The organism is bacterium (assembly GCA_040753085.1).
GTDB lineage: Bacteria > UBA9089 > JASEGY01 > JASEGY01 > JASEGY01 > JASEGY01.
In genome coordinates, this window is record JBFMHI010000082.1 from 1 (window position 1) to 11,824 (window position 11,824).

Consider the following 11,824-nt stretch of genomic DNA (forward strand, 5'->3'; position numbering starts at 1 on the left):
CCGGAACACAAAAAAGTCCCAAACTGGCTTTCAGAGCGGGAAAAGGCTGTTTATGTTTGCTGCACACATTGCCTAAAATTGCTAAAAGTGTAAAGCTGCTATTTCAGCATTTTGAAACGATGCCCCTTCGTGTCTTCGTGCCTTGGTGGCTGAACGGTTACGAAGTATTTAATGCTCGTTGAGGGAAAGTTTTTTAGAAAAGAGAGAAACTTTTGAGGTGAAACGTGGTTAATAAAAATAAGAAGGGCAAGAGAGAATCCTGGCGCCAGGAAGTAAAGAAATTTCTCTCTTATTCTCTTACAAATTGCCTCCGGACTAAGAGGGGCAAAAAAACAAGGCGGATGGGTGATGGTGAAAGGTCCTGATGGCGGATGACGAAATCGCCCACTAAAAGGGGGCGCGATAGAACCGAAATCCGAAATCGGATGAATTCGCCCTCCCAAATCCGAAAATAAGGAGGAGATCACGATGTTAAAAAAATCTTTGGTGGTTGCTTTAGCTGGATTAACGCTGAGTCTTTGGGGTGCGTTGGCTTTCGCGGCTCCTAACTCTCTGACCGCTACTAAGGCCGAGGGGACTATTAATGTGCTGGATGATTTCACTGATGCCGGTCCTGATGGCGACACTAAATGTTGGTATGTGCTGCATGCCAAGGGGGCCGGATATGCCCATCTGGCAGGTAAGGGAATAGTCAGGATCAGGGCTCTAGGCGCTTCACTGTTGGTGAAAAATTTTTCCCAGACTGAGGTTAAGGTTCGAGGCAACGGGATAAAGGTTCCCTTCCCGGAACAAGATGCGATGCTTTATATCGGATATGGTGAAGCACAGGTTAAAGGAGAGGCGGTAGATATTTACCTCTCTACCGTGAAAGCCGAAATCAAGGCTAAGGGCAAAGGGACGGCGGAATTCAGAGGGAAATGGCACTATACCGTGAACCGGCTTTGTGTTAACGAAGCTGATCCCACGCAAAAGCCCAAGCCCGTTCCAATAGCCACAGGTGAAGTAACCGAGGCAGACGGTGAAAAGGTGGTTACTTACGGAGAAGAATAATATGATCGCTGGGGATTGATAGTCTGGTGGTCTGGTGACTGGGTAGACACCAGGCGACACCAAACCACCAGACACCTGATTTTAGCTAAAGGGTGGAGAGATAGTTCTCTCCACCCTTTTATTTACAACTCCAGCCAGGAATGGCTGTAAATAACTTCATTACGGAGGACCTTGAAGGTCTTTTCCATTTGGGTCCGTTTTTCATCAGAAAGGGAAGCCAGATATTTCTCCTTATCATTTCCGGCCCGGTCCATCCCCCGGACGACCGCCATAAATTCCTTGTCCAGGGTATTAACAATGGCTGAGGTCATGCCCAGATCAGCCATAATGATATATAAGGCCTGATTGATAACCGTCCTGAGTTTTTCCGGAGTTCCATTAGAGGAGTTAGACAGGCCGCAGGTTGATTTAACCGGTGGGTCAGCTAAACCAGGCAGGATACCCATAAATTCTATGGCTTCAAAAAGCTGCTTCTGATCAGCGCTGGCCGGAAGGATAATGGGATCAACCCAGAGGTCCTCATTGGGGATGCCAAGTTCAGCCGCCGGCATAAAGATATCCATCGCCACGGTTGCCCGCTCATCGGCGGTTCTTGGAATTCCTTCATTGGAAAGGAGCAAGCAGATAACATTAGCCCCATACTTTTTGGCCAGAGGAAGGGTGGCCTCAATTCGTTCTATTTGAGCCGAAACAGAATTAATTAAGGCCTTTTGCTTGACCAATCTTAGCCCGGCTTCCACCGCTACCGGATTGGTTGTATCCAGACTCAGAGGGACATCAGTCACCTCCTGAACAGTCTTAACCAACCAGGCCATCATCTCGTCGCCGGCCTTTCGAGCTGGTCCTAAATTCAGGTCAAGCATGTCAGCGCCACCTTCTACCTGAGCCACAGCCATATCTTGAACAGGCCGCGGGTCCTTGTCTTTGATGGCGGGGCCAATACTTTTTGACATAATGTTGATGCTTTCTCCAATAAGTATCATTTAACCATCCTCCTCCTCTAATAGTGATTGGCCGATTAAAGCTGAGAATTGTATCTTCTCAATATTTTGGGGAATGTGTGGTCAGATAGAGATAGAGTTATTTTTGTCTCTCTCTATCTCGAATCTCTATCTTACATTGCCCCGATTTATTGAAAGGATACCTGAAATAGTCTACCAAAAGTCAGGGGGCATGTCAACAAATATTTTCCGTGCCCCTCGATGGTCTTTACCGCTATCCTGAAATAATACTTGACTTTGCCAAGGGAAACGCTTAAAATATGACAGGAGGTGTCTCGATTGAAGAATAAGTCAATTCTTTTCAGCCTTATCTTTATCTTTACCTTCCTGGGGCTAAATTATCCGATGAACTTAGCTGCCAGGGAGCTTACTGTTACCCAGGTTGAGACGGTTAGAACAAGATTAAGCCAGGACCTCAAAGAGGCCGAGAGGATTGTTAAGGAAAGTCAAAGTGTAGAGGCATTACAAATATTAGATAAAGCCAGAGATGATGTCAATGCAGCCATAGCTGCCTATCGTAGGGAAGATATAGAGACCGCCACTGTTCACTTGAGATCCGCCTTTAAATTAATCAGACGGGCGCTCTATTTAGCCAGCGAGAAAGAACGGGCTGAGGATGAATTGGAGCAACTCAAGAATATTATGGCTAAGGCAAAAAAGGCAGCCGCCCTGGCCGGCCACTCCTCCTCAGAGGCTCGTTGGCTTACCAGGGCAAAAGATTTCCAGATCAAAGCGGAAAATGCCTTTGAAAGGGGATACTTTAGGCGGGCCATCAAGTTTAAACAAGTGTCGGCTAACTTTGCCAGGCGTGTCCTTAAACAGACTGAGGCTAAAGCCAGAAAGAGCCTAAAAAAGGAAATAAAAGAGCTTTCTAAGTTGATCCGCCAGGCGTCTCAAATAGTTAAAGAAGAAGACACTATTGCTTACAAGTTAGTTGACCGGGCCAAAGATTTTCTAAATGGAGCCAAACAGGCTGTCAGGACCGGAAATATGGAAACGGCGCATCAGCAGGTTCGTATGGGGAACAATCTGGTCAAAGAGGCAATGGAAAGAGTGGAGAAGTGAGGGCGTCTATTTTCAAGGGAAACAGGATTAGGCCGATCCACCGGCTAAAAAAAACCCTAAAATCTGCGTTCATCGGCGTCCTATTCTTCGTTTCTCTCGGCGGGATTACTCCTGGGTATGCTGTTTCACTTAACGGTGAGGTGAGTCTCGGCGGAGAGGTGGAACATATAGATGACGAAAAACCAAAACAAAACGCGGTCCTTGACCTGGGACTCAATCTTGATCTTGACCTGGAAAAGGCCAGAGGAGAAATAGATAACCTCTTCACCTTCCGTTCAGATGAATTGATCAGAGATAGGCTGGCCCTGGAATTTGAGGATCAACCTGAGGCCAAGCTTTCCATTATCCTTGAAAACGAACTGGAAGGCGAAATATACATAGATAATTCTGATCGAAGCTTATTGGCGGAAAAGCTGAATATCAAGATAGAATATACCCCCTCCGACCCCATCCTTATCAGCTTTGAAAACGGCGTAAAATTGGAGGCGTCCCAAGATGAGATAAATCGGGATACTCAGGTGGTGTCTATTACACCTTCTCTTAAACTTTACACCCAGTTGACGCCTAAAGCAGAATTAACGGTTAGCTATCACTTCCAGTTGGACCGTTACCGATTTGACAAAACACGGGATCTGGAGGAACATAGACTTGTCTTCGATTTTTACCGGTATATGGGGAAAAAAGGCGAGCTTAGCCTGACCAATGAATTGACCCAGGCTGATTTTAAGGTCCCTGAAAAAAAAGACGATTATCTTCAAAATAATTTCGACGCCTCGCTTTCTTACGACCTTTCCCCTTCTCTAACCATTGGCCTGGAAAATGAGCTGGAATATCGAGATTACCGTAAAAGAGGCAGGCTAAATACGGACTATATCTTAGAGTGCCTTATCTTACCCAGGATTGAATTCACCCCTGCAGAGCAGATAAAGGCTAAGGTAAGATGCGGGGCAAAAATTAACTACGACTATGACTACCCTGAAAAAGACTACCAGGGGGCTGAATTCGACCTCTCTTTACAACTCAGTCTTGATAAACTCTCGGTGGAAATAAGTAACGAGTATGAGATGATTAATTACACAGAAGAGTCATCTCCTAATAATCTATCTGTAGCCACCGTAGATTCTGCTCAATCATTTTATGAAGACTACGAGGTTAACTCCGCCCTTCTCTTTTTAACTTACTCCCTGACCCCGCAGTTAAACCTGGATACAAGCCTTAATTTGGAACGATATTGGGATAGGGGCGGGAATTCTTTTACTGACTATCTGGCTAATGTTAGCCTGGTTTATACCTGGTAAGTCAGAACAGTAACTATTCAGGTAGATAGGCTGAAGACTGAAGGCTGAAGGCCAATCATCTGCTCTCCGCATTTATTTCTAAAAGCCTTCAGCCTATTCACCTGAGTAGTCACTCTCTTTTAATAGAGGCTGAATAGTTACTCAGAACCCAGATGGCAAGATGTGCTTTTGTCTGGGCTCTACCATTACCGAAACATTTTCTGCCAAATCGGGTTTAAATAAATGAGAGACATATTAGATCCAGATGCAGAATTGATGCTTAAATTCAAAGAAGGAGATGTTGCCTGCTTTGAAAAGCTCCTGGATAAATATGAAACCCCTTTGCTGAATATGATCTATCGGTTAATCGGAGACAGGCGTGAGGCGGAGGAGTTAGCCCAGGAAGTCTTTCTAAGGGTCTATAAATCAGCTTCCAGATATGAGGTCAGGGCCAAATTTTCTACCTGGCTTTATCGCATCGCTACTAACCTGTGTTTGAATGAACTTAGGAAAAAAGGCCAGATGCGGATTGAATCTCTGGATACACCTGTTTCCACCGAAGAGGGAGAAGTAAACCGGGAAATTGAAGACGGCCGGCGGGCCTCGCCCCCCGAATTAATGGAACAGAAAGAACAACAGGCCATCGTGAGAGAGGCCATAAACTCTCTCCCTGAGAACCAGCGAATAGCCGTTATCTTGAATCGATACGAAGAGCTTTCTTATGAAGAGATGGCTCACTGTCTTAATCTATCAGTGAGTGCGGTCAAGTCTTTACTCCATCGAGCCAAGGAGTCGCTTAAGGTAAGACTTATGCCGTATATGTGAAAGTTTCGGGTTTCGAGTCCAATCCGCAATCCAAGATCCGCCATTCCAAGCGGGGTGATTAAGATGAGATGCAAGAAAGCCAGGCTGCAGATTTCTGCTATGATAGATAATGAATTAACCGGCCAGGAAAGACAGACCCTGACGGATCATCTGACTGCATGCAGGGACTGTCAGTTAGAGAGGGATCGGCTGGCCAAAAGCTGGGATATGCTCCAAAGTTGGGAGGAAGAGATAGTCCCTTCCGTTGGGTTTAGGACCAAATTCTGGGCCAGGGTAAGGGAAGAGGAAGAAAAAAGAGAAAGCCGATGGATTTTCTTTCGACTCCCTGTTCTGTCTCTACGGGCAGCCTCGGTGCTGGCGGCGGCAGCGGTGATAATTATTACGGTGGGACTCTATTTGCCCAGGGTAATAGCTCCACCCACTATCTTTCCCACTACGGAAGAAACAGCCATAGCTCAGGATATGGAAATCTACCAAAATCTGCAAATACTTCAAAATATAGACCTGTTGGCAAATCTTGAGATTATTGAACAAATGTAAAGGAAATAGTCCAAGTTTCTGGGTGGTTTCAGCAGGGTTCAAGGATTCAAGGGAGGAAGTTATGCCGAGCGGTAAAAAGATGGGAAAAACTGAAAAAGGCAGGCAAATGAACTCGAAACTCAGGATTCCATTCCTTCTAATCCTGATTTTAGGCCTGGGGGATAATAATAAGGCTGGGGCGATGGGTAATCGAGTCGAGAAGGCCGCTGAAGTAAAACTGATAGAAACCTCTGATACCAGAGCCGAAATCAGCCCGGAAGAAATGGAGATTATTAAGCATCTGGATATCCTGGGAAATTATGACCTCCTAAGGGAAATGGGACTTTGGGAGGATATGGAAATCATAAGCGAAGGGGGGGAAAAGAAATGAAAAAGTTTTTCTCAATTCTTATGGTTACTACTTTCCTGGTGGGAATTCCTTCTTGGGGATGGGGCGAAGAAACCACCCAGATAACCTCTGAACAGGTCAGCCCTCAGGGCTTACAGGATAAAATCGAATACTGGAAGAGTCTTCCGGCGGCTGAGAAAAAGGTCATTCTCGATCGGTATAAGGAGTGGGAAAAACTTTCTCTTAAAGAGAAACGCCGCCTCAAACGTAATCTGGATCGATTCAAAAAGCTCCCCCCTGACGAACAGACTCGAATAAAGCGAAACTATATATACTTTCAGAAGCTTTCACTTAAAGAGCAACGGGCCATTCGAACCGACTTTGAGAAATGGAAACAACTCCCGGAGAAGAAAAAGATAGAACTTCGCCAGAAATATAGATCACTTAAAAAGATGGATCCTGAGGCAAGAAAACAGTTGCTTAAAAAGTACCAACAATGGCAAACTCTAACTCCGGAAGAAAAAGAAAAGATTAGGGAACGGCTGAAACTCCAGGACGTCCAGAAAAATAACCAAAGACTGAAGACTGAAGATTGAAGACCGAAGTTCAATAGCCTTCAGTCTTCAGCCTAATTAAAAATTGCCGCCGAGTTGTTTTCATTTTAGAACTACCGTAAGCGTGACCGTATAGAGCATATCCTCGCCCGTTTGGTTAATATAAGTGTGGGTAGGGTTCTGCTCGTTTGAGGTCAGCCCATCGCCAAAACTCCAGAAGTAGAAATAAGGCGGTGTCCCGCCTGTGGCCCAGCCTTCAAAGTGCACCGTCAGAGGCGATGTCCCTTCCTCTACGTCCGCCCTGATATGGGCTTGCAAAGGCTGATGTCCGGTCGGTTGCCAATCCGTCCAAGCATCGTTGAAGTACTTGTCCACGGCCATTACCCGATACTCATTAGTGCCTGATAAAAGGGAGGTCTTATAAATTCCGCTCTTCCCACCCCCGGACACCAGGCTCATCCTTGTCCTACGGACTTCCGAGCCTACCCGGCAAAAAAGTTCCACCCGGGCTATCTCGTTATGGGCATCCGCCACCTGTGCGGTCACCACTTCCCCCTCCAGGCTATCACTAACCGTGGGAGGCGCACAGTCCGTTAATCCGTAAATTTCCTGGGAATGACCCCAGTGGAGGTCGTAACCGGCACGTGAAGAACCAAGGTAACCCCACGGATACTCTTGGCTCAATTTCATACCCTCGGGCAGGCGCAACTCAATCCCCTTGGGATGAGCCGGACCTAAATAATGGGCCACCTGGCTGCCATAGTTCGTGGTCTGCAGCTTATCCCACCTTATACCCATAACCCGACAGATCACGGCATCTACGGCCACTGGTTCGTAACCGGCCACAATACACTTGCTGGGAGCCGGATAAGCGCCCCAACTGCCGTGAGGCCCTGCCCCTTGTGTCCCCACCACACCATCGCCTACCACCAAGAACCGTCGCTGTCGGCTGGCCTGAAGACCTCCCTTATAGTAAAGAGCCATCTTGGTAATGTCCACAATGCCCCGCCAGATACTATCATTGTAGGGAGGATCGGTCTTATTATCGTTGGGATTATCGCGGTTGTGAGGCACATCTTTGTAGGAATGTTCACCCGGGGTCATACACCCCAGCAGGTTCTTCATGGCCAGCGATGCCCCCCCGGAACAGTGTGTCTTAAACTTCGGCATGCTGATAATAACATCCGGCCAAAAGAGACTTTCGGCCACGTCATATTCCCCATCCCAAGAGTCACTGGAGTGAGTTATCCATCTACATCCCGCCGGAGGAGGACTGACACTTCCTGAAGAATATTCACTGTTACTTCCCAAGCCGATATGTAAGGTGCTGTCATTGTTTATATCCCAGACCTTGCTGCCATCAATAGGCACACCTCGACTCACCAACGTCGAAACAACCAGGTCAAGACGATTGACCGCCGCCACTTTACTTAAGGGATCATCCCCATCCGGGCCATCGCCTACTCGAATTTTCCCGCCGCCTGCCTTTTGAAGAGCTATATATACATAGTCAAGGACAGCACGAATTACTGCCCCCTGACAGACGTCACGGTAGTGAGCCTGGACCAAGTTGGGTTTTACTAATACCTTATTGTGACTACTGTCTATCAGGTTCCCCAACGGATTCCAGCTTGACGTCCCAAAACCTTCGGGGCTAAGCAATCGAAAGGCCTCCCGCACCATAAGGTAGACTTTATTGTCAGGATCATTATTGGTGGAGCTATAGGGATATTCGGGGTAGATCTCGGGCGGATCAAAAGGCGGGTTGTTCATCCGGTAAGCTGAGTCGTCATCATCAGGGAGGGTAGCGTCTTTGACTAAGGCCACTACCGTCTCCTTACCTGTTCCCTGGGCCAAGGCATCGTCCGCCGGAAAGAGGCCACCAGGCACCCTTCTCGCCATAAGATCGAGAGAAGCACCTATGGTCGTTGCCGCGCCTATTGTGCCGGCCATCTGCAAGAATTCCCGCCGGGTTATACCTCTGCCTTCTTTTTTCTGGCTGGCCATGCGTTAGGTGTCCTCCTTATCGCGGCCGGACGTTTATGCCTATACTCGTCTTCGCCGTAGTTTCCCTTGGCTGAGGCTTAGCTCCGGAAGATATCATCCCGAGCGAATGAATGGCCCCACGCTTCACCCGGGGGTTCACACCCGGCGCCGTGGCTATCTCAGAAAGACGTTCCTTCAGGTGCGATACCTTCGGGAAAGCGCCCAGACACCAAGCGGCGTTGACAGATACCTCGAGGTCTGTATGATTAAGATATTTCAAGATCACAGGGCCTGCCCCTGGTGTCCGCCAGGCCTTCAAACAGGTCATGCAGTTAATAAGTGTAGCCGGGTCTGTTTCCCCTTTCATATGGGTGAGCACTTCCTTGCCTGCTTCTTGGGCCCCACATTGCCAGAGAAGATAAGACGCCTGGCGCCGAACCACGGCCCGTTCATCTTTACCTAATACACTCACCAGGAATTCCCTCACCTCTGATCCGGCGCCCAGAAAGGTCTTCACCCCCTTCTGCCAGCGAGTGCCATCACCTGAGGCCATATCCATAAGGGCCGCCTCCCAGACAGAGGCCTCTTTTCCACATCCGGCGCTAACCAAAGACCCCGAAATACCGAGAAGATACGAGGCTTCCTTGTGGTAATTGTTGGCCTTTTCTCGTCTCATCTTTCCCCCCTCCTCAAACAACGTCTTATCTTAAAACGTAACCGTTCATCACATGATACTGGATGCTCGATGCTCGATACTTGATCCTCGATGCTCGATGCTCGATACTCGATATTGGTAAAGCCTCCAGTATCGAGGATCGAGCATCCAGTATCGAGTATCGAGCCTCCAGTATCGAGGATCGAGGTTGTGTCTTTGTGCCTTGGTGGCTGAACGGTTACCTCTTATCTTAAAACTACCATTTTTCGAATCGCCACAAACCCCCCTGTCTTGAGTTCGTAAAAATAGACGCCGGAGGCCACTTCCATCCCCGCCATATCTTTTCCATCCCAGTAAGCAGCCTTTCCTGGCCTGGTGTATTCTCCGGGCAGAGTTATCCCCACGTCCATAGTCCGGATCAGCCTTCCAGATAGATCATAAATGTGAATAACTACCCTCTCCTCTTTACTTAGGGTGAAGGGAATCCAGGTTTCAGGATTAACCGGATTGGGATAGTTCTGAAGAAGTTTGGTGGCCGAGGGGATAGCTTCTTCTATCAGGCTGACTAACAAGGCCCTTATTCGGGTAATGGCTTCGCTTTCAGGGATGTCCCGGATAAACCGGAAGATAGTTTGATAAGCATCTAAGGCTGAGAAGTCAGAGGTCCATCCAGGATTTAGAGCGGCCGCCCCTTGCCCCGGCGACCGGCTTAACCCCCAATTAACACCAATCACAATAACTTCTCTTTCATCGACGGCCCCGTCCCCATTGGCATCAGCATAAGTGGCTTCTACCGGCACCCAGACAGGAGAAGGCTGACCCGCCCAGTTAGAGGAGGCATTGGGTCTGGATGGTCCCGTGAGAAGCCAGTAAGAAGCAATGGGTAAGATATCGATTTCATTAACGCTCCCATCGTTATTCAGATCACCAGGCCAAACAGGGAGATCAGTCACCGTCATTCGGGCCGGGAAAGAATAGTGCTCGATAGGCTGATCTCCGGAATCTTTAGCGGTTATTTCATCCAAATAAAGGGTAAGGGTCTCTCCCCCTGCCTGTTCTGAGATCCTGAATTTTAATGACATCAAGCGGCCATATCCATCAAATCCACCATTAAGATTTTTTCGAGATAGACCAATGCGGATCTTACCCTGACTTTCCGGTTCCAACACCGAAAGCAAATCAGACCCCAGGATTCCCTGGGTATCGGCTGAAATCAGGTGGAGGTGTTGGGCGGGGTAGTAAAGACAAAAGGAAATCCCTAATAAATCCGAGACAGAATCGGCTTCATCTCCCACCTCAATATCGACTTCGAACTGGTTGCCGGCCGTCAAACTAACTGGAAAGATCAGACTTATAGGCGCTCCAGGTGGTGGCAGCACCTCCACCGTGGCCGTATCGGTGGCCTGACCGCCCTCGTTCTCCCTTACCTTGAGGCTAACCAAATATGTCCCGGGCAGACTCCGAGTAAAAGAAGGGTTCAATACCGTAGAATCATCGTAGAGGCCATCGCCATCTAAGTCCCAGCTATAACTCAATATATCGTCGTCTGGATCAAAGACCGTTCCGGCTAAACTAATTATTTCCCCCACCCTCCCAGAATAAGGCCCGCCAGCCTCAGCCGTAAGCGGCCTATTAAGGATGGTTACTTCACCCCTGGCCACACCCTGTCCTCCGTTAAGACTAGTGACTCTTAGATAGACAAGACCGGTAAAATCATCATTCCAGATATAGACAGGCCTAGACTCGGAGGCATCATCGTAAGCTCCGTCACCATCCAGATCCCATTCATAGGAGATAATGGCTCCGGCGGTATCAGGATCATAAGAAGCCGACCCATCTAAGGTGATGGAGTCTCCTTCAAACCCAGAGTAAGGGCCATTAATTATGGCTACCGGAGACTCACCAAATACGATCTTTATTGTTCCGCTCTGAGCCGGTGGGGTGATATTAATTACCCCCTCTGAATCGGTCCAATCCACCCCCTCGGCTAGCAAGCTATCATTATGGTAAACTGCTTCCACCTCATATCCTATGTTATTTAAGGTGAAAGAGGCCCCGTTAAGGTAAGAAATAAAACCAAAATCAGAAGAGCTTTCAAAAACAAAGACCGCCGCATCCGTAGTCACAGAACCGTATTCAAATTCACCTGAAGTATACCTCAGACCGATTATATCATAGTCCCCATTGCTTCCGGTGCAGATGACTCCAGGGGCATTGGGACCGCCTATCTTCTCTACATTAAGAGTATCTCCCTTCTCGGGGGAAAAGAGAGTAATAAATTGTGGGCCGCCTTCAAGGGAGACCTGGATGTCCGGTTCTACCGGATAGAACCCCCTGGTCGGAGTTGAAATATCTACTATATTCAGGGAGTTGTCCGGATGGGGGAAAAAAACGCCCAAATTATAACCATCCTGAATAAGACTTGCATTCCGCACTTGTAAAACAGGGTTATATGTGGTAAAATAGTAACGCATAGCCAGCAATAAACACAGCAATAAAGAAAGCAGAGGTCCTACCAATGATCAAAGCACTTAATGAAGTAG

General features: G+C 47.8%; 13 protein-coding genes. 9 read left to right on the top strand and 4 right to left on the bottom strand.

What is annotated here, in order from left to right; translation table 11 throughout:
- On the top strand, window positions 1–182 hold a 182-nt coding region (locus AB1797_09145), incomplete at its 5' end, for a hypothetical protein (GenBank protein ID MEW5767776.1).
- Window positions 183–468: 286 nt separating this feature from the next.
- Window positions 469–1,050, top strand: a complete 582-nt coding sequence (locus AB1797_09150; protein MEW5767777.1) for a hypothetical protein — start codon at window positions 469–471, stop codon at window positions 1,048–1,050.
- Between the two features lie 122 nt (window positions 1,051–1,172).
- Here the strand turns inward: AB1797_09150 and AB1797_09155 are convergent, their stop codons facing one another.
- Complete coding sequence (locus AB1797_09155; protein MEW5767778.1) at window positions 1,173–2,033, bottom strand: dihydropteroate synthase; 861 nt, start codon at window positions 2,031–2,033, stop codon at window positions 1,173–1,175.
- Window positions 2,034–2,330: 297 nt separating this feature from the next.
- On the opposite strand from AB1797_09155, the gene AB1797_09160 reads away from it, so the two are divergent.
- The 6 genes from AB1797_09160 (at window position 2,331) to AB1797_09185 (ending at window position 6,682) form a co-directional block, all read left to right on the top strand.
- Complete coding sequence (locus tag AB1797_09160; GenBank protein ID MEW5767779.1) at window positions 2,331–3,116, top strand: hypothetical protein; 786 nt, start codon at window positions 2,331–2,333, stop codon at window positions 3,114–3,116.
- Window positions 3,117–3,256: 140 nt separating this feature from the next.
- On the top strand, window positions 3,257–4,414 hold the full coding sequence (locus tag AB1797_09165) for a hypothetical protein (protein MEW5767780.1): 1,158 nt from the start codon (window positions 3,257–3,259) through the stop codon (window positions 4,412–4,414).
- 255 nt (window positions 4,415–4,669) lie between these two features.
- The gene (locus AB1797_09170) at window positions 4,670–5,218 is read left to right on the top strand and encodes a sigma-70 family RNA polymerase sigma factor (GenBank protein MEW5767781.1); all 549 of its coding nucleotides are present in this window, start codon (window positions 4,670–4,672) and stop codon (window positions 5,216–5,218) included.
- 63 nt (window positions 5,219–5,281) lie between these two features.
- Window positions 5,282–5,758, top strand: a complete 477-nt coding sequence (locus AB1797_09175) for a zf-HC2 domain-containing protein (GenBank protein ID MEW5767782.1) — start codon at window positions 5,282–5,284, stop codon at window positions 5,756–5,758.
- 61 nt (window positions 5,759–5,819) lie between these two features.
- Window positions 5,820–6,128 (top strand): hypothetical protein, encoded by a 309-nt coding sequence (locus AB1797_09180; GenBank protein ID MEW5767783.1) that lies wholly within the window; start codon window positions 5,820–5,822, stop codon window positions 6,126–6,128.
- On the top strand, window positions 6,125–6,682 hold the full coding sequence (locus tag AB1797_09185; protein ID MEW5767784.1) for a DUF3106 domain-containing protein: 558 nt from the start codon (window positions 6,125–6,127) through the stop codon (window positions 6,680–6,682). Before AB1797_09180 ends, AB1797_09185 begins: the two co-directional genes overlap by 4 nt.
- Window positions 6,683–6,742: 60 nt before the next feature.
- Here the strand turns inward: AB1797_09185 and AB1797_09190 are convergent, their stop codons facing one another.
- Both AB1797_09190 and AB1797_09195 read right to left on the bottom strand, forming a co-directional pair.
- Window positions 6,743–8,647, bottom strand: a complete 1,905-nt coding sequence (locus AB1797_09190; protein MEW5767785.1) for a DUF362 domain-containing protein — start codon at window positions 8,645–8,647, stop codon at window positions 6,743–6,745.
- Between the two features lie 16 nt (window positions 8,648–8,663).
- Complete coding sequence (locus tag AB1797_09195; GenBank protein ID MEW5767786.1) at window positions 8,664–9,302, bottom strand: HEAT repeat domain-containing protein; 639 nt, start codon at window positions 9,300–9,302, stop codon at window positions 8,664–8,666.
- 62 nt (window positions 9,303–9,364) lie between these two features.
- On the opposite strand from AB1797_09195, the gene AB1797_09200 reads away from it, so the two are divergent.
- Entirely contained in the window at window positions 9,365–9,535 is a 171-nt protein-coding gene (locus AB1797_09200; GenBank protein ID MEW5767787.1) for a hypothetical protein, read from the top strand.
- Here AB1797_09200 and AB1797_09205 read toward each other — a convergent pair.
- On the bottom strand, window positions 9,527–11,716 hold the full coding sequence (locus AB1797_09205; protein MEW5767788.1) for a PKD domain-containing protein: 2,190 nt from the start codon (window positions 11,714–11,716) through the stop codon (window positions 9,527–9,529). The two genes, AB1797_09200 and AB1797_09205, sit on opposite strands and share 9 nt — an antisense overlap.
- Window positions 11,717–11,824: the final 108 nt, after the last annotated feature.

What these genes read in the sequence shown, in the direction of transcription:
- AB1797_09150 (MEW5767777.1), top strand. Translation starts at nt 469, where the DNA reads ATGTTAAAAAAATCTTTGGTGGTTGCTTTAGCTGGATTAACGCTGAGT.
- AB1797_09155 (MEW5767778.1), bottom strand. Translation starts at nt 2,033, where the DNA reads ATGATACTTATTGGAGAAAGCATCAACATTATGTCAAAAAGTATTGGC.
- AB1797_09170 (MEW5767781.1), top strand. Translation starts at nt 4,670, where the DNA reads ATGCTTAAATTCAAAGAAGGAGATGTTGCCTGCTTTGAAAAGCTCCTG.
- AB1797_09175 (MEW5767782.1), top strand. Translation starts at nt 5,282, where the DNA reads ATGAGATGCAAGAAAGCCAGGCTGCAGATTTCTGCTATGATAGATAAT.
- AB1797_09180 (MEW5767783.1), top strand. Translation starts at nt 5,820, where the DNA reads ATGCCGAGCGGTAAAAAGATGGGAAAAACTGAAAAAGGCAGGCAAATG.
- AB1797_09185 (MEW5767784.1), top strand. Translation starts at nt 6,125, where the DNA reads ATGAAAAAGTTTTTCTCAATTCTTATGGTTACTACTTTCCTGGTGGGA.
- AB1797_09190 (MEW5767785.1), bottom strand. Translation starts at nt 8,647, where the DNA reads ATGGCCAGCCAGAAAAAAGAAGGCAGAGGTATAACCCGGCGGGAATTC.
- AB1797_09195 (MEW5767786.1), bottom strand. Translation starts at nt 9,302, where the DNA reads ATGAGACGAGAAAAGGCCAACAATTACCACAAGGAAGCCTCGTATCTT.
- AB1797_09200 (MEW5767787.1), top strand. Translation starts at nt 9,365, where the DNA reads ATGCTCGATGCTCGATACTTGATCCTCGATGCTCGATGCTCGATACTC.